Genomic DNA, 20,386 nt, shown 5'->3' on the forward strand with positions numbered 1-20,386 from the left:
GGGTGCGCCGTGGGCCAGTCCCGGCGCACCCGACGTGCCGGGCGACACGGCCGCGGGTAGCGTGCGACGCGGAACCCGCAACGAGGAGGTCCGGCCAGTGCAGTCGACGAACGTGGACGTGCCCACCCCCGACGGAACGGCCGACGCCTACCTGGCCCGGCCCGAATCCGGCGGGCCGTTCCCGGGGGTCCTGCTCTTCATGGACGCGTTCGGGCTGCGGCCACGGATCGCCGAGATGGCCGAGACGATCGCCGGCCGCGGATACGTCGTGCTGGCGCCCAACCTCTTCCACCGCGCCGGCCGCACCCGGCCGGTCGACATGTCGGCCCTGGCCGACGACAGCCGGCGCGCCGAGCTGTTCGCGCAGGTCGGGCCCATGATCGCCGCGCTGACGCCGGACACGGTGGCCCGCGACGCCGCTGCCTACCTGGACTTCCTCGCCGCCCAGCCGGACGTCGCGCCCGGACCGGCCGCGATCACCGGCTACTGCATGGGCGGCACGAACGCGCTGCGGGCGATCGAGGCCCACCCGGACCGGATCGCCGCGGTGGCGGCCTTCCACGCCGGGCGGGTGGTCACCGACGCGCCCGACAGCCCGCACCTCGGTGTCGGCGCGGTGACCGGCGAGCTCTACTTCGGCCACGCCGACCAGGACGCGTCGATGACCGCCGAGCAGATCGCCGAGCTGGAGAAGGCGCTGGACGCGGCCGGCGTCACCTACCGCTCGGAGGTCTATCCGGGCGCCCACCACGGCTACACCCAGGCGGACACCCCGATGTACGACGAGCGGGCCACCGAGCGGCACTGGGTGGCGCTGTTCGATCTGCTGGAGCGCACGTTCCGGGGCTGACCCGGACGGCCCGGCCCGGCCACAATGGTGCGGTGGACGCCCACCTGCTGCCGATGATCGCCGCCGAGCGCCGCCGCACGGCCGACCTGATCGACTCGCTCACCCCGGCCCAACTGGACACGCCGAGCCTCTGCGGCGCGTGGACCGTGCGCGAGGTCGCCGGGCACCTGGTCTCGCCGCTTGTCGAACCGCCGTGGCGGCTGTTGCCGCTGCTGGTGGGCGCCGGTTTCCGGCCGCACGTGGCGAACGCGCGGCTGGCCCGGCGGGTCGCCCGGCGGCCACCGGGCGAGCTGGCCGCCGCGCTGCGCGAGCACGCCGAGCACCGCTTCCGCCCGCCCGTGGTCGGCTGGCCCGGCCAGCTCACCGACCTGCAGGTGCACGGGCAGGACATCCGTCGTCCGCTCGGCCTCCCCGCCGACCTGGACCCGGACCGGCTGCGCATCTCGCTGGACTTCCTCACCGGCGGCCGGGCGGTCGGGTTCGTCGACCGTCGACGCGTCGCCGGGCTGCGTTTCGAGGCCACCGACCTGGGCTGGTCGGCCGGGGACGGGCCGGTGGTGCGCGGCCCGGGCGCGGCGCTGCTGCTCGCGCTGACCGGCCGCCGCGCGGCGCTGGCCGACCTCACCGGCGAGGGGGTGGCGACGCTGGCCGCCCGCTGACCCGGCGCCGCCGGGGTCGGCCGGGATGATTCGCCGGGTCGGCGACGGGTAACCGCCGCCATGCCCGAGCGCCGCGCCGACACCGTGCGCTCACCGCTGGACCGGGCCGCCGTGCAGGGCCGGCAGGCGTTCTCGGCGGCCCGCAGCAGGAGCGGGGCGGCCGGTCGACTCCGGGCACGCCAGCTCGAGGTCACCCTGATGATCGCCGCGCAGGCCGGGCTGGCCGCCGCGCTCGCGGCGATGCTCGCCCAGTGGCTGCTCGGTCCGGGCGCGCACGTCTTCGCGCCGGCCGCCGCGGTCGGCACCATCGCCACCGCGATCGGTCAACGCGCCCGGCGCACGCTGGAACTGCTGGTCGGTGTCGGCCTCGGCATCGTCGTCGGTGACCTGCTGCGTGACCTGCTCGGCTCCGGCGCCTGGCAGACCGGCCTGGTGGTCGGCCTGGCCATCGCCACCGCATTGGTGGTGGCCGGGCGCGGCGGCGCGCTGGTCGGCCAGGCCGGCGGTACGGCGGTGCTGATCGCCACGCTCGCCCCGGTCCAGCCCGGACTGGAGCTGCCCCGGATCTTCGACGCGCTGGTCGGCGGCCTGGTCGGCCTGTTCGTGGTGGCGCTGCTGCTGCCGGTCAACCCGATGCGGGTGCTGGACCGTGCGGCCGCTCCGGTGGTCACCTGGCTCACCGCCCAACTCGACGCCACCGCGCGAGCCCTGGCCCGACGCGACGCCGACGCCGCGCAACGCGCCCTGGAGGACCTGCGCGGGCTGGAGCCCGACGTCGGGCGGCTCAACGAGGCACTGAGCGGGGCCGAGGAGGTCGTCACCATCGCGCCGGTCCGCTGGCACCGCCGGGCCGAGTACCACCGCTTCGCCGAGGCCGTCCAGCACCTGGAGCGTCTCATTCTCTACGCCCGGTCGGTGGCCCGCCGCTCCGCCACCGCGCTGCAGTACGACGAGCCGATCCCGCCCGCGCTGCCCGAGGCCACGGCGCGTCTCGGCGACGCGGTCCGGGAGCTGCACCGGGCATGCCGGATCGGCGCCGACCTGACCGGCGCCCGCAGGTTGGCCACGGAGGGCGCCGAGTTGGCCGGCCGGGCGTGGGGGCAGGGCGTGCGCGCCTTCGGCGAGGCGATGATCAGCGACCTGCGCACGGCGGACAGCGAGCTGCTCCGTGCCACCGGCTGCCCGCCGGACGAGGCGAACCGCGCCGTCCGCCGGTGCGCCGGCGCCGGTGAGGCGGCGGTCCGTCCGCCGGTCCGAGCCCGGATGCGACGGCCGGCGCGGCGGCGGGCAGGTGGCCGGCGGCCGGTCCGGTCTGTCGCGTCCGGCTGACGCGCGACCGCTCATCGAGCCACCGTGCGCGGACTGGCACCTGCCCCGGCCGGTGCGTCCGGTTAGCGTCGGTCCATGGACACCGATCACCGTGCCCCGGCCGCGCGGTTCGCCGCGCTGACCACCGCCCACGTGGCCGACGCCTGCCTGCGGGCCGGCGTGCCGGTCCGGTGCGCCCCGGCCGCCGTGCGCCCGGTGCTGGCCGGGCGGCGGCTCACCGGTCGGGTCCGGCCGGCCCGGCACGCCGGCAGCGTCGACGTCTTCCTGGAGGCGATCGACCGGGCGTCGCCGGGCGACGTGCTGGTGGTCGACGACGGCGGGCGCACCGACCGGGCCTGCGTCGGCGACCTCGTCGTGCGGGAGGCGCGGGCGGCCGGGCTGGCCGGTCTGGTGGTGTGGGGCGCGCACCGGGACACCCTCGACCTGGCGGCGGTCGGGCTGCCGGTGTTCAGCGCCGGCGTCACCCCGACCGGTCCGCTGGAGCTGGACCCGGTGCCGGCCGGGGCGTTGGACTCGGCGCGGGTCGGCGAGTGGACCGTCGACGCGGGCGACGTGGTGCTGGCCGACGACGACGGCGTGCTGTTCGTGCCCGCCGAGCGGGCCGGCGAGCTGGCCGACCTGGCCGGGTCCATCCGGGGCGCCGAGCGCCGGCAGGCCGACCGGATCGCCGCCGGCAAGTCGCTGCGCGCGCAACTCCGGTTCGGCGACTACCTGGCCGCCCGGGCGGCGGACCCGACGCTGACGTTCCGGGCGCACCTGCGCGCGGTGGGCGCCGCGATTGAGGAGTGAGGCTCAGCCGCCGCGCGCCCACAACGCCAGGCGCACCCGGTTGGGGCTCGCGGTCTTGGTCATCAGGCTGGTGATGTGGGTCTTCACCGTGGTCACGCCGATGTGCAGGCGTTCGGCGATCTCGGTGTTGGACAGCCCCTCCGCCACCAGCGCCAGCACGTCCCGCTCGCGGGCGGTCAGCTCGGCCGCGCGCCGCGGCGCGTCGGTCCGGGCGTGCACCGCCCGCTGGACCAGTCGGCGCAGCACCTCCGGGCTGAACGGGCTGTCCCCGGCGGCGGCCCGGCGCACGCCGTCGAGCAGGTCGGCCGGTGGCGCGTCCTTGAGCAGGAAGCCGCAGGCGCCCGCGGTCAGCGCCGGGTAGAGGTGGTCGTCGTCGCCGAAGGTGGTGAGCACCATGATCCGGGTGGCCGGCCGGTCGGCGAGGATCCGGCTGGTCGCGCTGATCCCGTCGACGCCGGGCATCCGCAGGTCCATCACCACCACGTCCGGGCGCAGTCGGGCGGCCAGGGTCACCGCGTCGCGGCCGTTGTCGGCCTCGCCGACGACCTCCAGGTCGGGCTGGGCGTCGCAGAGCATGCGCAACCCGGCGCGGATGAGGTGCTGGTCGTCGACCAGCAGCACCCGGATCACGCCGACTCCGGCGCGGCCGACCGGGGCAGCGGCGCCCCGGCGGTGGGCCGCTCCGGCCCGGCCGGCGGCAGCACGGTGCGCACCCGCCAGCCGGCCCCGGTCGGCCCGGCCTCCAGCCGCCCGCCGAGCACCTCCACCCGTTCCCGCATCCCGACCAGTCCGTGGCCGCCGCCGGACGGCACGCCGGCCGGCGCGGCGCCGTGCCCGTCGTCGGACACCGCCCAGTGCACGGCGCCGTCCACCATCGACACGGTCAACCGGGCCCGGGCCGCCGCCCCCGCGTGCTTCGCCACGTTCGTCAACGCCTCCTGGGTCAGCCGTAGCACCGCCTGGCCGCGGACCGCGTCCAGCGTGCCGACGACCGCGTCCACGTCGGCCTCCACCACGACGCCGGCCTGCCGGGCCCGGTCCACCGCCGCGTCGAGCGCCGCCGGCAGCGCCGCCGGTTCGATGACCGTCAGCGCCGCGTCGCCGCGGACGCCGTCCGGGTCGCGCAGCACCGCCACCAGCCGGCGCAGGTCGGTCAGCGCCGCCGTGCCGGTGGTGTGCACGTCGTCGAAGACCTCACCCACCCGGGGGTCGAGGTCCGGCAGCACGTGTCGGGCCACCCCCACCCGCAGCACCATCGACGCGACGTGGTGGGCGAGCACGTCGTGCAGTTCGCGGGCGATGGCGCCGCGCTCGTCGGCGCGGGCGGCCCGGCTCTCCGACTCGCGCCGGCGCTGCTCGGCCGCGGCCCGCTCCTCGGCCTGCCGGCCCAGCTCCCGGGTGGTCCGCACGACCAGCCCGAGCAGCAGCGGCAGACCGACGGTGACGGCCAGCCCGAACACGCCGGTGATCACCCGCCGGATCGGATCGCCGACCAGGTCGGTCAGGTCGACGGCGGCGAGCAGGGCGGCGGCCAGCCAGAACGTGCGGGGCCGAGGGGCCCGCATGGTCAGCTCCAGCAGCGCCCAGCTCGCGCCGACCTGGTTGATCGTCACATCGTCGACCAGCCGGAACGCCGCCACCAGCAGGGCCGACTGGAGCAGCAGGTTCAGCTTCGGGCGGCGGTGGCAGAGCAGCGCCACCGCGAACGCGGCGAGCGCGAGCAGCCACTGCGTCGGCGTCGGGTCGGGCCGGCCGTGCGCCCCGACGACCAGGTAGCCGACGCCGCTGAGGTCCAGCAGCAGCATCCGCGCGAGCGTGTCCCGCGCGTCGAACAGCCGACCCACCCAGCCCACGGCCGCCAGCCTAGGCAACCGGCGCGGCAGGGGCCACCGCGCCGGTCCCGCCGCCGGCGGCCGACGTCGCGACCGCCGGCCGCCATCGGGACCGCAGTGCCAGGTGGACGGCCAGGCCGAGCGGGCCGAGCAGGATGGTGAGTACCAGCACCGGGGCGGTGAGCAGGGCCGGAACGCCCCTTTCCCGGGCGTCGGAGAAGATCCAGCGCCCGACGAACAGGTCGAACCCGATCATGTGGGCCCAGGCCGCCGCCGCGCCGTCGGCGGTGCCGAGCAGGTCGCGCAGGCCGTCCAGCGTGGGCGCGGTGACCACCGGCAGCACGGTGCCGAGCGCCGGCAGCACCAGCAGCGCGTACACCAGCAGGACCGGCGCCACGTCGAGCGGGGAGCGGACGATCCGGGTGGTCCACGACCAGCGCGGAGCCAGGATCATCAGCGCCCAGAACGGGGCGGCGAGGGCGAACGTCAGGCCGAACAGCGCGCCGCTCATCCGGCCAGCGCCATCGCCGGGCGGCGGGTGCGGCGGGTCACCACGAGACCGGCGGCGGTCACGGTGGCGAGCGCCAACGCCGCCGCCGTCGCCAGGGTGAGCCCGTCCGGGCGGGACAGCGGCTGCCCGCGCAGCGCCTGCCAGGTGAGCAGCAGCGTCAACCCGGCGTACGCGGCGCCGCCGACCAGCACCAGCCGGGCCCGGGTCACCTCGTCCAGCCCGGTGCCGAGGAACCGGTCCAGCAGGATCGCCAGCAGCGGCAACGCCTGCAACGCGTGCAGCCCGACGAAGTGACCGACGCGCAGGTCACCGCCGGTGGTGCTCCAGCCGACCAGCGGCAGCCCCGGCCCGCCGTCCGGCACGCCGACGCTGTGCGCGCCGGTGATCCCGGCCGGGGCGCCGGCCGGCCGCTGCGCCACCATCGGGACCGCGACGAGCATGCCGAGCAGCGAGACACCGAGGCCGAGTCGCACCGCGTACCCGCCGGCCCGGTCCGGTGTGCGCCGGCGCAGCAGCACCACCGCGAGCACGACCTGGGCCAGGAAGAGCACCATGATCGCCGCGCCCATCACGTCGAACAGCGCCGCGTCCAGTTCCGTGGTGCCGTTGAAGTGGCTGGTGGTGCCGCGGACCACCTGGCCGACGATGACGACCATCTCCACCACCGACACCGCCACGATCACCGTGGCCGCCCGTTCCGCCGCCCGGCTGCGTGCCGGCAGCAGGGACAGCATCCAGGCGAGTGTCACCCCGTAGACGGTGAACGAGATCGCGAACTTCAGCGGCTTGAGCCAGGCGGGCGCGCCGGTGAGCACCCGGGGGTCGGCCACGACCCCGACCGCGGCGACGACGGTGAGCACCGCCATCGCGGCCACGAGGAGCATCAGGGGGCGGTGCCAGCCGGCCGCCCGGTTCCACACGGTAGTCATGCCTGTAGATGCTCGCGACCGGCCGGGCCGGTCGCGCCCGACCGGAAGCCGCGGTCACGGCCGGTGGTCCGAGCCGCGTCTCCTACCGGGGGAGGAGACGCTCAGTCGGGCAGCCGGGGCATCTCCACGCCGGGATCGCGGCCGAGCAGCACGCCCCGGGTCACCGCCCGCGAGCCGAAGCGGTCCCGCACGGCGTCGAGCGCGGCGTCCAGCGCCGGCCCCGGGTCGGCGGTGAACGGCAGCGTGAGCTGGGTGTGCCCGTCGTCCAGGTTGCCCACCGACACGCCCAACAGGGTGACGCCGCGCCGCTCGATCTGCGGCAGCGCCGCGCGCAGCAGCGCCTGGGCGGCGGCGCGCAAGGGCGCGGTCTGCGCGGTCGGCTTGTCCAGGGTGCGCGAGCGGGTGGCCCGGGTGTAGTCGGCGAAGCGCAGTCGCAGCGTCACCGTGCGGCCGGTGCGCCGGGCGTCGCGCATCCGCCCGGCCACCCGGTCGACCAGCCCGGCCAGCACCGCGTCCAGCCCGGCGGGGGAGTGCGGCTCGCGGCCCAGCGCGTGTTGCGCGCCCATCGAGGAACGGCGGCGGCCCACCTGCACGGCGCGGGGGTCACGGTTGTCGGCGAGGGCGTGCAGGTGCCGGCCGGCGCCGGCGCCGAGCAGCGACACCAGGGTGGGCTCGTCGAGCCGGGCCACCTGGCCGACCGTACGCAGGCCGTGCTCGCGCAGCCGGCCGGCGGTGACCGGGCCGACGCCCCACAGCCGCTCCACCGGCAGCGGGTGCAGGAAGGCCAGCTCCCGATCGGGCTCGACGACGAGCAGCCCGTCCGGCTTGGCCACCCCGCTCGCCACCTTGGCGAGGAACTTGGTGCGGGCCACGCCGACCGTGATCGGCAGGCCGACCTCCCGGCGGACCCGCTCGCGCAGCGTCGCCGCGATGCCGGCCGGCGGCCCGACGAGCCGCCGCAGCCCGCCCACGTCGAGGAACGCCTCGTCGATGCTGAGCCCCTCGACCAGCGGGGTGGTGTGCCGGAAGATCTCGAACACCGCGCGGCTCGCCGCCGTGTAGGCGGCCATCCGGGGCGGCACCACGATCGCCTCCGGGCAGAGCCGCCGGGCCTGCCGCCCGCCCATGGCGCTGCGCACACCCCGGGCCTTCGCCTCGTAGCTGCACGCCAGCACCACGCCGCCGCCGACGATCACCGGCCGCCCGCGCAGCCGGGGGTCGTCGCGTTGCTCGACGGAGGCGTAGAACGCGTCCAGGTCGGCGTGCAGGATGGTGGCCTCGTCCGACACCCGGCCATCTTCGCACACCTGTTCGAATGGCGCTGGGTGACCTGCCCGGACGAGGGCCGGACGGCGGGAGGACCCGCCGGCCGGCCGCCCGCGTCACCGTCCGTAGACCTCGAACTCGTAGAGCGAGAAGCCGTACGAGGTGGCCCGCTTGACCCCGTACACCCGCACGTAGCGGGCGCTGACCGGGGCGAAGGTGGCGTTGTCGACGCCGCCGTTGCCGGTGGTGGTGGCGAACACCGGCGTCCAGGAGCTGCCGTCGCCGGAGACCTCGATCCGGTACGACGTCGCGTACGCGGCCTCCCAGCGCAGCACCGCCCGACTGACCGTGCGGGCCGCCCCGAGGTCGACCCGCAGCCACTGGTTGTCGTGGTAGCTGCTGGCCCACCGGCTGCCCAGGCTGCCGTCGACCGCCTTGTCCGGGGTGTAGCTGGTGAGGAACTGGGTGCTCGACGCGGCGGCCGGGCGACCCTGGGCCAGGTTCGTGACGTCGTCGCCCCGGCGCGCCGGGAACGACACCACCTGCTGGTAGGTGGGCCGGTTCTGCCAGGCGATCAGCGGATGGGTGATGCCGCCGAGCCCGGACTGGGCGATCGAGTCGGCGCACCACTGGTCGCCGGCGCCGCAGGACTTGTCACCCGGGTAGACGGTGGTCGCCGGCACCGCGGCGGCCTGCCCGAGCGCGTCGAGCAGCGCCGTCCGGCAGGCGCCGAGGCTGCCGTTGCCGCAGTACGCGCGCCCCAGCCCGCCGGCCACCGGGTCGCCGAGCACGGTGCGCACGTCCTTGTCGACGTAGCCCCACCAGCCGTACTGGAACGACGAGCCCTTGTGCGCCTGGCCCGCCAGGGCCCAGCTCACCGCGCCGTCGCGACCGCCGTTCTGCCCGCCCGACGGCGCCTCGTTGACCTCGATCGCGTCGACGAGCGCGGCGTAGAGGTCCGGCCCGAGGCCGGGGCGGAACTCCGCCGAGGCGAGCAGCGGCCACCAGGCGTCGAAGATCCGGATCGCGTCGGCGTGCTGGTAGACCTTCGATCCCGGGGACGTCTCCACCCGCCGGGAACCGGCCTGCTGCCAGGCCCGCAGCTTGGTCACCGCGTCGGCGAGCGCCGGGTCGGTGACCGGGGCGCTGTCCAGCACCCGCAGCAGGTCGCCGAGGACCTGCTGGCCGCGCAGGTCGGTCACCGCCGCGTCCGCCATGATCTTCACGACGTCGGCGCGGCCGAGCTTGCGCTGGGCGATCGCGGCGCGCACCGGGCCGTCGAGCAACTGACCCCGGTGTACGGAGCCGAAGCTGAAGTTGCCGTCCGCCGCGGAGAAGTCGCGCGCCTGCTTGTTGTTCCAGCTCACGTAGTAGCCCTGGTTGACCGACTGCGGGTGCGCCGACGCCGGCGCGTAGCTGGCGTCGTTGGTGTCCGGGTTCCACCCGGCCCACTCGTACGCCGGCTCGGCCTTCGCCGGCAGGTTCGGGTCGGTGGCCGACGACCGCACCGGGTTCGCGCCGGAGTTGTAGTAGGCCGCCTCGGTCGAGTTGACGTAGAACCAGTTGAACGCGTAGCCGACGCTGCCCGCGGACGCCTGGAACGCGGCCGCGCTGCCCATCGCCGACGGGTCGTTGAACGCCTGGAAGCCGATCGCCGAGTCCGCCTCGTGCCGGTAGGTGGAGCGCAGCTTGGTGAACGCGGTCGGCTGACCGTTCACCAGCCCCCGGTAGGAGACCAGCCCGTACTTCGTGCGCAGCGCGCGGAGCGTGTAGGAGCCGGCCGGGGTGGAGTCGGCGAGCGTCGGCGACCAGGAGTTGCGCTGCTCCAGCGCCTCCATGGCGAGGCACTGCCCGTGGTAGAGGTAGCGGTTGGTGCGCAGCGTCGGCGCGCTGCCGTCGGTGGTGCACAGCGGCACCGCGTACGTGTCGGTCAGGTCCTGCGAGGCGGAGGTGGCGCTCCACGCGTAGTCCTGCCCGCGGCCGAGCAGCACGTAGAGGTTGAGCCCGGCGAACGCCGCGCCGCGCGCGCTGATCCCCGGCCCCTGCAACTCCTGGAGCATCAGCAGTTGCGGGGCGAAGTAGCCGGTCTGCGGCCCGAACACGGCCACCGGGTTGCCGGTGGTGGTGTGCCGGCCGGAGACGACCACGGCGTTGGACATGCCGTGCGCGCGCAGGTTGGACAGGCCGCCGAGCAACTCCTTGGTGGCCTTGCTGGCGCCGGTGCGGGAGGCGGCGCCGCGGGTGGCGTCGTAGGCGAGCGGCTCGGCGACCACCGAGCCGGCATCGGGCAGCACCGCGCTGGTCGCGCCGGGTGGCGTCGCGCCGTACGGGAAGCTCTGCCCGTCGTGCAGCGTGAGCACGGTCTCCGGGTCGTTCTGGGAGCGGAACGCCGCCCACACCCGGTCGCCCTCGGTGGCGCCGTACTTGGCCCGGGCGGCGACCCGGACCAGCGCGGACTGGATCTCGCTGCCACCGCCGCCGCCGAACAGGCCGCCGATCACGCCGGCGGTGGCGATCAGGTCGGTCATGGTGAAGTGCTTCGGCTTGCCGGCGCCGGCGAGCACGTACTCGCCCGGGTAGTTGTCGTCGGCGATCGACTTGTCGATGTAGGCGTTGATGCCGGCGATGTAGTCGACCACGTCGGCGTAGAGCTGCTGGCCCCGGGCGCCCTTGGTGCGCAGCGCATCCACCTGGGCCTGGAGGTCCGCCTCGGTGTAGGGCGAGTTGGCCCAGACGCTCTGCTCCAGCTCCCGGTTGCCGGGGGCGCCGCCGGCGAACGAGGTGACGTTGCCGCGGCCGACGTGGCGCAGCAGATCCATCACCCAGAGCCGGTCCTGGGCCCCGGCGTAGCCGGCGCCGAACATCGTGCCGCCGCGGGTGGTGCCGGTGACGTGCGGGACGCCGGTGGCCCTGTCCCGCACGATGGTGACGTCCGAGCGCGGCGAGACGGTGCTCTCGACCTGCGCGGCGGGCACGCCGAACGAGGAGTCGTTGTAGAACCGGGCGATCTGCTCGTCGGTCAGTCCGGCGTAGTTGTAGACCAGGTTCGCGTACTCGTCGAGCTGGTCGCTGGAGTGCGCCGGGCGGGTGCCGAGCGTCTGGTGGGCCAGGATCGCGACGAGCGTGGCGTTGCCGTTCTGCCCGGGCGGCAGGATGTCGGCGCACTGGCCGAGGCAGTAGTCGTTCGGGGCGAAGGTGCTGGCCGCGAGCGCCGGTGTCGGCGGGGTGACGGTCAGCACGCTCGCGGTCAGGGCGGCGGCGGTGAACGCCGCGAGCCGGGCGCGGAGTGGGCGACGGGGCATGGCGATTCCTCCGGGGACGCGGAGTCGGGCCTTCGGTACGCCCGGCGGGTCGGTGCCGACGTCTCGCCCTCCGCGCCCGGGCGTTCCACCCGGAGGTGAGAATGACTCATATCTATCTCGGGGCAATGATCGGCGTCGAACCGTCGCTCGGGATAGCCGTCGTTCATCAGTCGTGAATGCCGACGTTTCGCCCAGTCCGTCGACCGTGGACATGACGACGGGGGGTGGCGCCGTTGCCACCCCCCGTCGTCGGTCCGGAGCCGGTGCGCCGTCAGCGCTTGTGGAACGACTGGCGCACCACGCCCCCCACCAGGGCGCACCAGGTGGTGGTGCTGAGCTTGCCGGTGGGCGGCAGGCCGTGCAGGCGTTGCAGGTCCTTCACCGCGGTCCGGGTCGGGTGGTCGTACTCCCCGGTCGGGGTGACCTCCGCCCAGCCCTTGGCGGCGAGCATGAACTGCGCCGCTACCACCGGCACGCCGGTGTCGCGCTGGTCCAGCTCCGGGGCGAGCGTCTCCCAGGTGGGCGCCGTCAGGGTGGCGTCCACGTCGACCGGGATGCCGTTGCGGGCCTGCCAGTCCTGCACCGCCGCGACGGTGGCCGCGTCGAACACGCCGGTGACCGGCACGGCGTAGCCGCGGAACGTGAGCAGGTACTGCGCGACCCGGACCACCGGGCCGCCGACGAAGCGCCAGATGTCCGGCCAGCGGCGCGCCGGCACGTCGCCCAGGCGGGTGCCCAGCTTCCGGAACACCCGGCGCCGCACCGCCGGGAACTCCCGGTAGAACGTCGCGCCCGGGCACTGGGTCTCCCGGAAGTCCCAGTGGCCGAAGATGTCGTGCGCGTGCAGCCCGTACTGCCGGCAGACCGCGGTGCAGAGCCGCACCAGCCCGTCGAGCAGCTCCTCCGGCGGCGCCTCGGTGACGTAGGTGCCCTCGTTCTCGATGCCGATCGCCCGGCCGTTCTCGCCCGGGCAGTGCGCGGCGATCATCTGTCGGTCGCCGGCCTCCAGCCGCTCCAGGCTGCCGTGCCGTCCCTCCAGGACGTGGCCGCCCCGGCTGACCGTGAAGTGCTGCCCGGTGTCCGACCAGCCGTTGCCGTCCATGTGCAGGTCCTGGCAGTCGCGGGCCAACTGCTTGGCGTGTTCCTCGGAGTGGTCGGTGACGTTCGGGAACGCCATGTGGTGCAGGATGATCTTGTTGGTCGGGATCGCGCTGACCGACAGCGCGCCGGACGGCGGCCGGGCGGCCCACTCGTCGCAGCTGATGATCCAGTCGAGGTCCGCGCCCGGCGCGGCGTGCGCGGTGGCCGGGAGCGCGAGCTCGGTCCCGACGACCGCGACGGTGGCGGCGCCGAGGCCGGCCCGCAGCAGTGTGCGGCGGTCCAGCTCGGAGTGGTCGAAGTGCATGGCATCTCCTCGATGACCCGACCGACGTCGGGCTATGTAAAGGAACTCCAAATGCAGCGCGCGACCCGAAGAATATTGCCACTCCGGCGCCGCGCGCCAGAGGACAAATGCCACCGTCCCGCTCGCCCCACTCGGTGATCTTGCGCTTGCCGCCCCGACGTAAGGGGCGTATCGCCCGTGCGGGGCGGTAGCCGCAAGATCACCGAGTGGGGTCGGCTTACGCTGGGGCAGGCGGGACGGCGGGAGAGGCGACGTGCGGGGACTGGATCGGCGGGGGGTGCTCGCCGCGGCGGGTGGACTGGCGGTCGCCGGGATCGGCGTACCGGTCGGGCTGGCCCTCGGCCGGGACCGGCCGCGACCGGTCCCGAGTGGACGCCGGCCGGTCAGCATGGCGATGCACCTGCACGCGTCGTTCAGCGAGGGCGTCGCGAGCTACGCCGCCCACCTCGACCAGGCCCGCCGCAACGCCGTCGACGTGCTCTGGTGGACCGACCACGACTTCCGGGTGGCCGCGCACGACCACCGACGCGAGGTGCGCTTCGACGGCCCGCGGGAGTCCGAGGGCCCGCTGGCCTGGACCTGGACGGCGGCCACCGAGGGACGGCTCACCGAGGCCACCGCCGACTTCGTCGCGGCGCCCGACGCCGCCGGCGGACCCGGCCGCGCGTTGCGCCTGGCCGCCACCGGGGCCGGCACCCACTGGTACGCGGGCCAGGCGTGGAACTGGACGCACACCGGGAACATCTCCGACACCACGCTGCACCTGGACGTGCGGCCCGAATCGGCCGGTCCGGACGCGACGCTGACCGTCGAGGTCGCGCTGTCGCACCACCCGGCCGGGCCCGGCCGGCCCGCCGGTCAACTGGTGCTGCGCTACCGCCTCGGCGCGGCGACCACGGTGCGGCACCGCGTCGACGGCAGGCACGGCACCGTCGACCTGCCCGCCCCGACCGGCGCCCGCCGGCGGCACGCGTTCGACCTGCTCGCCGACGTCCGGCGACTCTGGCCGGAACTGGTGGCCGGCGACAACTCGCTGCGCGGGCTGCGCCTGGGCGTGACCGTCGCCGGCGGCGCGCGCGGCGCGTACCTGGTGGACCGGCTGGTCTTCGACCGGGCCCGCCGCGCCGGGCAGGGCGGCGAGGAGCTGCGCGCCGAGGTGCTGCGCGGCTACGACGGGTCCTACCCGGGAGTCACCCACCACCGGGCGTACGAGGTGTCGATGGTGCGGCACCTCAACTGGTTCGGCGGCGACGGCACGCTGCCCCACTTCCCGTCCCCGCCCTACCGGGACAACGACCCCGGCGCGACCGAGCGGATGGTGGAGTTCCTGCACGCCCACGGCGGAGTCGTCTGCTGGAACCACCCGCTGGACGTGGAACGCCGCGACTCGCTGGCCCGGCTGCTGGTGGACCGGGACGCGCTCGGCGTCGACCTGATCGAGATCGGACGCGCGCCGGTCGAGGACCACCTCTGGGCGTACGACGTGGCGGCCCGCAACGCGATCCCGCTGACCGCCGTCGGGGTGACCGACGACCACGACGGCACCGACTGGCGGGCCGGGCGGGACCGGTGGATCACGTCCGTCTGGGCCGCCTCCACCCGCCGCGACGACCTGGTCGCGGCGCTGCGCGCCGGGCAGGCGTGGTTCGCCGACCTGGTCGGCTACCGGGGCGTGATGGACCTGGAACTCGGCGGCCGCGGCGCCATGGGCGCGGTGGCGACCGTCGCCGACGACACCGTCCCGGTGCGGCTGCGCGCCACCGACCTGCCCGCCGGGGCCACCCTGGAGGTGGTCACCGGCGACGTCGACCTGGCCGGTGCGGCGGACCCGACCCCGGCGGTCCGCACCGATCGGATGCCGTGGCGGCAGATGCGACCGGGCTGGCACGACCTGCCGGTGCGGGTGGGCGGCGGCGCGTACGTGCGCACCCAGGTCCGCGACCGCGAGGGCGCGGTCGTGGCCGCGAGCAACCCGCTCTGGCTGCTGCGCCGCCCGCCACCCCGGGGCGTCGCCCCGGCCCGCCGCCTGTCCTGACCGCGCCGCGCCCTGCCGGCCGAGGTTGCGCCGGTCTGCTGTAGTGGCGGTGTGTCCGTTACCGACCGTCCGCCACCCGGCCCCGGCCCGGCGGGACACCGCCGGTCCCGGGCCGCCGTCCGGCGCGGGGAAGCGTCCGTTGCGCCGATGGACGCACGTGCCGGCGCGACCAGAATGACCAGCGAGGCGGCAACCGGCAGCCGTCCCTGGAACGCGGTGGGGTTCGTCGCATGAGCGGCTGGCAGCTGTCCGGCTACACGCCGGTTCGTACGCTCGGCTCCGGAGCGTCGGGCAGTGTCGTGCTCGCCACCCACGACGCCACCGGCACCTCGGTCGCGATCAAGTACCTGGTCCGCGACCTCGGCGCCGACTCCTCGTTCCGCCTCGCCTTCCGCGACGAGGCCCGGCTGCTCGGCGAGGTCGACGACCCGCACGTCAGCCGGCTCTACGAATATGTGGAGTCGCCGCACGGCGCGGCCATCGTGATGGAGCTGGTCGACGGCGTGTCGCTGCGGCAGATGCTGCGCGCGCACGGCCCGACCACGCCCGAGGCGGCGCTCTGCGTGCTGAAGGGCTCGCTCGCCGGGCTCGCCGCCGCGCACGCCCACGGGGTGGTGCACCGTGACTACAAGCCGGAGAACGTCCTCGTCACCGGGGCCGGGGCGAGCAAGCTCGCCGACTTCGGCATCGCCATGCCGATCGGCCAGGGCTCGGACACCACGGTCTCCGGCACGCCCCGCTACATGGCGCCGGAGCAGTGGACCGGCGCCCCGGCCGGCCCGGCCTGCGACATCTACGCCGCCACCGCCACGTTCTTCGAGTGCCTCACCGGGCGGCCGCCGTACCCGGGGCCGGACCTGCTCGCCCTGCGCGTGCAGCACGCCACCGCGCCGGTCCCCACCGACCCGGCGCCCGCCGAGGTGCACGAGCTGCTGCGGCTCGGCATGGCCAAGCGCCCCGAGGAACGGCCGCAACCGGCCCAGGTCTTCCTGGAGCTGCTGGACCGGGTAGCCGGGGCCGGGTACGGCCCCGGATGGGAGGAGCGCGGGCTCGGTGAGCTGGCCCGACGGGCCGCCCTGCTGGCCGCGCTGTGGCCGTTCCCCGACCGGGCGGAGGGCGCCACCGCGGTGGCCCGCACCGCGCTCGGCGCCCCGACCGGCCGGGGCCGCCTGCTCCGGCGCGGACGCAAGCGCACCCTGCTGGCGGTCGGCGCGCTGGTCACCGCCGTGCTGGTCGGCGGCGCCGGGTACAGCTACGCGGCCCGGGAGACCCCGGCCGCCGGCGCGTCCGGCGGCCCGTCGCCGGCCGGCGTCGGACCCGTCGCCCCGACCGCCCCGGACCCGATGGGCGCCGTGACCCCGGACGCCACCCCCACCGCCTCCCCCACGCCGTCCGCGCTGCCCAGCCCGTCGGCGGCCATCCCGTCCGCCACCCCGAACGCGACCCGGCCGCCGATCCGGCCGCCGGTACGCACCGGCACGCCGGCCCCCACCCCGTCGCGCAGCACGTCGCCGCCGCCCCCGCCCGACGTCACCGCGCCGGTCGTCGGCGGCGTTGGCGTCGACCCGGGTCAGCTCGAACCGAAGGGCTGCCCGTTCGGGGTCCAGAGCAGCGCCGTCACCGTCACCGCCACCGACGACCGCAGCGGTCCGGCCGCCCTGAAGGTCACGTTCCGCTACACGCTGGAGGGCGTCACCGGGACGGTCCGGATGACCGCCGCCGGGCGCGGCGTGTTCACCGGCATGCTCGGGCCGCTGGCCGCGCCGAAGCAGAGCAGCCGCATCCCGATCGAGGTCACCGCCGTCGACGCCGCCGGCAACGCGACCACCTCGGCCCGGCCGGCGTACGTGACGCTCTACACCTACTGCACCCCCGGCTAGGAGGACGACGTGCCCGCTGCCCCGCACCGCGGCCCCGACCGGGGACGGCCGGCGTGACCCGGCCGGAGGAGCCCACCGAGGCGCTGCCCACCCGCGCCCTGCCCACCGCCCCGGCCGGTGACGAGTCCACCGTCCACCTCGTCCCGCCCCGGCCCCCGGCCGACGCCGACGCCGACGCGACGGTGCACCTCGCCGGGCCGGCCACGCCCGGGTGGCGCGGCGAGCCGACGGTGCACCTCGGACCGACGTCGGGGCAGCCGACCGTCCCGTTCGGCGCGTCGACCGGGTCCTCCGGCGGCGCCCCCGCGGGCGTGGAGCCGACCGTGCACGTGGCCGCGCCGTGGCCGGCCGGCGAGCAGCCGACCGCGCCGTACCGCCCGAGCGCGACCGGACCGGCCGCCCCGACAGCGGGGATGACCGCCGGGGCGTACCGGCAACCGACGGTGGCCGGCGGGCCGACGCCCGCGCCCGGCGGTGAACTGCGCTTCGGTCCGGGCGTGCCGGCCACGCCGCCGCCGGCCCCGGCGTGGCCGGTCGCGGCACCGGTGCGCCCGCCGCGCCCGGTCTGGCGTCGGGTCGTCTCGCTGCTGTCCACCTTGCTCACCGCCGCGTTGCTGGTGACGGTCGGGCTCTACCTGTGGCAGCGGCTACGTCCGCTGGAGGTCGAGCAGGTCGCGGTGGCGGTGCCCCGGCCGGCCGGGGTGGCCTGCGACGTGACCGTCGACGTGGTCGCCACGGTCCGCACCAACGGGCGCGCCGGCACGATCCGCTACCAGTGGTTCCGCTCGGACGCGCCGCCCGGCGCGCTGCTCACCGAGCGGGTCGGCACCGGGCAGCGGACCGCCACGCTCACCCTCAGCTGGACGTTCAGCGGAGTCGGCGCGACCACCGGGACGGCCACCGTCAACATCGTCGAGCCGTCGCCGGTGCAGGCCGGCACGCGTGTCGACTACCGCTGCCCCGGCGGCTGAGCGTTTCCCCGCGCGCCGGCCAGGGTAGGCCCACCCGCAACGATCCTGACTTCGTGCGTGGAGGCCCTTCGATGAAAGACAACTTCGGTGACGCGGTGGGCGACGCGTTCCGTTCGGTGATGCTCTTCCTGCCCAAGGCGGTCGCGTTCGTCGCGATCCTGGTCGTCGGCTGGCTGATCGCCAAGGCCGTGCTGAAGTTGGTGGACAAGGTCCTGGAACGGGTGCACTTCGACCGGGCGGTCGAGCGCGGCGGGATCAAGACCGCGCTGGCCCGCTCGAAGTACGACGCCAGCGACCTCGTCGCCAAGCTCGCCTACTACGCGGTGCTGCTGGTCACGCTCCAGCTCGCGTTCGGCATCTGGGGCCCCAACCCGATCTCCGACCTGATCGCCGGCGTGGTCGCCTGGCTGCCCCGGGCGTTCGTCGCGATCGTCATCGTGGTGGTGGCCGCGGCCATCGCCCGGGCGGTGAAGGACATCATCTCCAGCGCGCTCGGCGGCCTCTCCTACGGGCGGGTGCTGGCCAACCTCGCCTCGGTGTTCATCCTCGGCCTCGGGGTGATCGCCGCGCTCAACCAGATCGGCGTCGCCACCGCGGTGACCACGCCGGTGCTGATCGCGGTGCTCGCCACCGTCGGCGGCATCCTGGTGGTGGGTGTCGGCGGTGGTCTGGTGCGGCCGATGCAGAGCCGCTGGGAGAACTGGCTGACCCGGGCCGAGGAGGAGTCCCGGACCATCGCCACCCACGCCCGCGCCTACCAGGCCGGCCGGCGTGACGTGGCGGCCCGGCTCGCCGCGGATCGCGAGGCCGAGCTGGCCCGGCCGGTGGCCGCGGACGGCGAGGCGGACCGCACCCAGCCGGTGCCGGCGTACGCGGGCTCGGCCGAGCCGACCCAGGTGGTGCCGACCCAGGCCGGCGGCGACCCGGCGGCCGTCGGCGAGACCACCCAGGTGATCCCGGCGCTCGGCGACTCCGGGCGCACCCCGCCGGCCACGCCGCGCCAGCCGACGGCCGAGCAGGCCGCGGACGGCGAGGCGACCATGGTCATCCCGCCGGCGGACGCGGACAAGTTCCGCCGCTGAACCGAGCGGTCGACCGGGGCGGGATCCGATCGGATCCCGCCCCGGTCGCGTCTCACCCGAGGTAGGGGCGCTCGGTCCGGCCGCGCCGCAGGGTTTCCGCCCACCAGTCCAACTGGCCCAGCATGTCGGCCAGGCCCGCCTCCGCCGGCCCGGGCCGGCGCAACTCGCCGTGCGCGTCGAACGCGGCGTGCACGCCCGGAATCATGACGCCGGTACGCATGGTGGGGACGTGCAGCTCGGCCAGGACACCGCGCAACTGCTCCACCGCGCGCAGGCCGCCGGACGCGCCGCCGTACGAGACGAAGCCCAGGGGCTTGGCCCGCCACTCGACGTACGCGGTGTCGATCGCGGTCTTCAACGGGCCGGGATAGCCGTGGTTGTACTCGGGTGTGACGACGACGAACGCGTCCGCCCGGGCGATCCGCTTGGTGAACTCGTCGGCGTCGCCGCCGCCGGCCAGGTCGCCCGGCAGGTCGAGGTCGGCCAGGTCGACGTGGTCCACCTCGGCGGCCGGGTGGTGGTCGAGGCGTCGCAGCAGCCAGCGGGTCACCGTCGGGCCGATCCGGTCGGGCCGGACGCTGGCGGTGATGACGACCAGCGCGTAGGGGGCGAGCCGTTCAGGCACGGTGGCCTCCGCTCGGGGACCGGAGTTCGAGGTCCGGTGCGACGGCGGCGTCCGCGTCGGGCGGGGGCAGCGACTCCACCAGCGCCCGGACCTCGGCCGGGCTCAGGGTGAGGACGAACTCGTCGACCAGCGCGTCGGCGTACTCGTCGTCGGTGAGCGTGCGGGAGCGGGTGGGACGGCCGGGGCTCTCCCACGTGTACTCGCGGTCGATGAGCCGGCGCACCGACTCGTCGTCCTTGCGGACCACGACGCGCTGCCGGGCGAAGGGCGAGCGCGGATCGGTGGCGGTGTGGTGGTTGGCGACCCCGACGTCCACCGGGTACTGCGGTTCCTCGGTGAAGGTCTGCAGCGTGACCCAGTCGGCGGTGGCGCGTTCCCGCAACCGCCACGCGCCGTCCGGGCCGCGCCGGAGCCGGTACTCCCAGCGGCCCTGCCGGCGCGGGACGTCCTCGACCAGCGGCAGCGGTTCGAGCAGGCCGGAGCCGAAGCCGACGTCGGCGAGCCACACCCGGTCGCCGTCGTCGACCCGCAGCACCAGGTGTGAGCGCGGGCGCGGGCTCTCGGCCGGGTCGCCGGTGCGGGCGAGCAGCCGGTCCACCCGGAAGCCGACGCGCTGGAGCACCGCGCCGAACAGCACGCCGTGCTCGTAGCAGTAGCCACCGCGCCCGGCCCGGACGAGCTTGTCCTGCACCCGGGGCAGGTCGACGTCGACGCCCCGGCCGAGAATCACGTCCAGGTTCTCGAACGTGATCGCGGCGACGTGCGCCCGGTGCAGGGCGCGCAGCGTCCCGCCGTCTCGCCTGACGGGTCCGCGGTGGCCGACGCGACGCAGGTACGCGTCGAGGTCCAGCGCGTCGACCGGCCAGTGCGCGGCCAGGTCGACGGGCCCGGGCGGGGAGCCGGTGGAGGGGTCACGTCACG

The 20,386-nt window shown here is 75.7% G+C and carries 17 protein-coding genes; 8 read left to right on the forward strand and 9 right to left on the reverse strand.

What is annotated here, in order from left to right:
* Positions 1-97: 97 nt before the first annotated feature.
* From O7618_RS09100 to O7618_RS09115, 4 genes are all read left to right on the forward strand, one after another.
* Positions 98-850: a dienelactone hydrolase family protein gene (locus O7618_RS09100; protein ID WP_278105572.1), complete on the forward strand. Its 753-nt coding sequence runs from the start codon at positions 98-100 to the stop codon at positions 848-850.
* A 32-nt stretch (positions 851-882) separates the two neighbouring features.
* A complete protein-coding gene (locus tag O7618_RS09105; protein ID WP_278105573.1) occupies positions 883-1,509 on the forward strand; it encodes a maleylpyruvate isomerase family mycothiol-dependent enzyme in 627 nt (208 codons plus the stop codon).
* A gap of 60 nt (positions 1,510-1,569) precedes the next feature.
* Complete coding sequence (locus O7618_RS09110; protein WP_278105574.1) at positions 1,570-2,838, forward strand: FUSC family protein; 1,269 nt, start codon at positions 1,570-1,572, stop codon at positions 2,836-2,838.
* 75 nt (positions 2,839-2,913) lie between these two features.
* A complete protein-coding gene (locus tag O7618_RS09115; RefSeq protein WP_278105575.1) occupies positions 2,914-3,627 on the forward strand; it encodes an RraA family protein in 714 nt (237 codons plus the stop codon).
* Between the two features lie 3 nt (positions 3,628-3,630).
* Here O7618_RS09115 and O7618_RS09120 read toward each other — a convergent pair whose 3' ends face one another.
* From O7618_RS09120 to O7618_RS09150, 7 genes are all read right to left on the reverse strand, one after another.
* On the reverse strand, positions 3,631-4,257 hold the full coding sequence (locus O7618_RS09120) for a response regulator transcription factor (RefSeq protein WP_278105576.1): 627 nt from the start codon (positions 4,255-4,257) through the stop codon (positions 3,631-3,633).
* Positions 4,254-5,480 (reverse strand): histidine kinase, encoded by a 1,227-nt coding sequence (locus O7618_RS09125; protein WP_278105577.1) that lies wholly within the window; start codon positions 5,478-5,480, stop codon positions 4,254-4,256. Before O7618_RS09125 ends, O7618_RS09120 begins: the two co-directional genes overlap by 4 nt.
* Positions 5,481-5,490: 10 nt before the next feature.
* Positions 5,491-5,970 carry an ABA4-like family protein gene (locus tag O7618_RS09130; protein WP_278105578.1) on the reverse strand — a complete coding sequence of 160 codons (480 nt, stop codon included), beginning with the start codon at positions 5,968-5,970 and terminating at the stop codon, positions 5,491-5,493.
* On the reverse strand, positions 5,967-6,899 hold the full coding sequence (locus tag O7618_RS09135) for a hypothetical protein (protein ID WP_278105579.1): 933 nt from the start codon (positions 6,897-6,899) through the stop codon (positions 5,967-5,969). Before O7618_RS09135 ends, O7618_RS09130 begins: the two co-directional genes overlap by 4 nt.
* Positions 6,900-7,000: 101 nt before the next feature.
* Positions 7,001-8,188, reverse strand: a complete 1,188-nt coding sequence (dinB, locus tag O7618_RS09140) for a DNA polymerase IV (protein WP_278105580.1) — start codon at positions 8,186-8,188, stop codon at positions 7,001-7,003.
* Between the two features lie 93 nt (positions 8,189-8,281).
* Positions 8,282-11,467 carry a penicillin acylase family protein gene (locus O7618_RS09145; protein WP_278105581.1) on the reverse strand — a complete coding sequence of 1,062 codons (3,186 nt, stop codon included), beginning with the start codon at positions 11,465-11,467 and terminating at the stop codon, positions 8,282-8,284.
* A gap of 271 nt (positions 11,468-11,738) precedes the next feature.
* On the reverse strand, positions 11,739-12,872 hold the full coding sequence (locus tag O7618_RS09150) for an N-acetylmuramoyl-L-alanine amidase (RefSeq protein ID WP_278105582.1): 1,134 nt from the start codon (positions 12,870-12,872) through the stop codon (positions 11,739-11,741).
* Positions 12,873-13,125: 253 nt separating this feature from the next.
* Here O7618_RS09150 and O7618_RS09155 point away from each other — a divergent pair, with 253 nt between their 5' ends.
* The 4 genes from O7618_RS09155 (at position 13,126) to O7618_RS09170 (ending at position 18,840) form a co-directional block, all read left to right on the forward strand.
* Positions 13,126-14,907, forward strand: coding sequence for a hypothetical protein (locus O7618_RS09155; RefSeq protein WP_278105583.1), 1,782 nt, complete (start codon positions 13,126-13,128; stop codon positions 14,905-14,907).
* 230 nt (positions 14,908-15,137) lie between these two features.
* A complete protein-coding gene (locus O7618_RS09160) occupies positions 15,138-16,787 on the forward strand; it encodes a protein kinase (RefSeq protein ID WP_278105584.1) in 1,650 nt (549 codons plus the stop codon).
* A 53-nt stretch (positions 16,788-16,840) separates the two neighbouring features.
* A complete protein-coding gene (locus O7618_RS09165; RefSeq protein ID WP_278105585.1) occupies positions 16,841-17,758 on the forward strand; it encodes a hypothetical protein in 918 nt (305 codons plus the stop codon).
* A gap of 71 nt (positions 17,759-17,829) precedes the next feature.
* Positions 17,830-18,840: a hypothetical protein gene (locus O7618_RS09170; protein WP_347405364.1), complete on the forward strand. Its 1,011-nt coding sequence runs from the start codon at positions 17,830-17,832 to the stop codon at positions 18,838-18,840.
* 52 nt (positions 18,841-18,892) lie between these two features.
* On the opposite strand, the gene O7618_RS09175 is transcribed toward O7618_RS09170, so the two are convergent.
* Positions 18,893-19,465, reverse strand: a complete 573-nt coding sequence (locus O7618_RS09175) for an NAD(P)H-dependent oxidoreductase (RefSeq protein WP_278105586.1) — start codon at positions 19,463-19,465, stop codon at positions 18,893-18,895.
* Positions 19,458-20,342, reverse strand: coding sequence for an arylamine N-acetyltransferase (locus tag O7618_RS09180; protein WP_347405412.1), 885 nt, complete (start codon positions 20,340-20,342; stop codon positions 19,458-19,460). Before O7618_RS09180 ends, O7618_RS09175 begins: the two co-directional genes overlap by 8 nt.
* Positions 20,343-20,386 lie beyond the last annotated feature (44 nt).

The organism is Micromonospora sp. WMMD980 (assembly GCF_029626035.1).
Lineage (GTDB): Bacteria > Actinomycetota > Actinomycetes > Mycobacteriales > Micromonosporaceae > Micromonospora.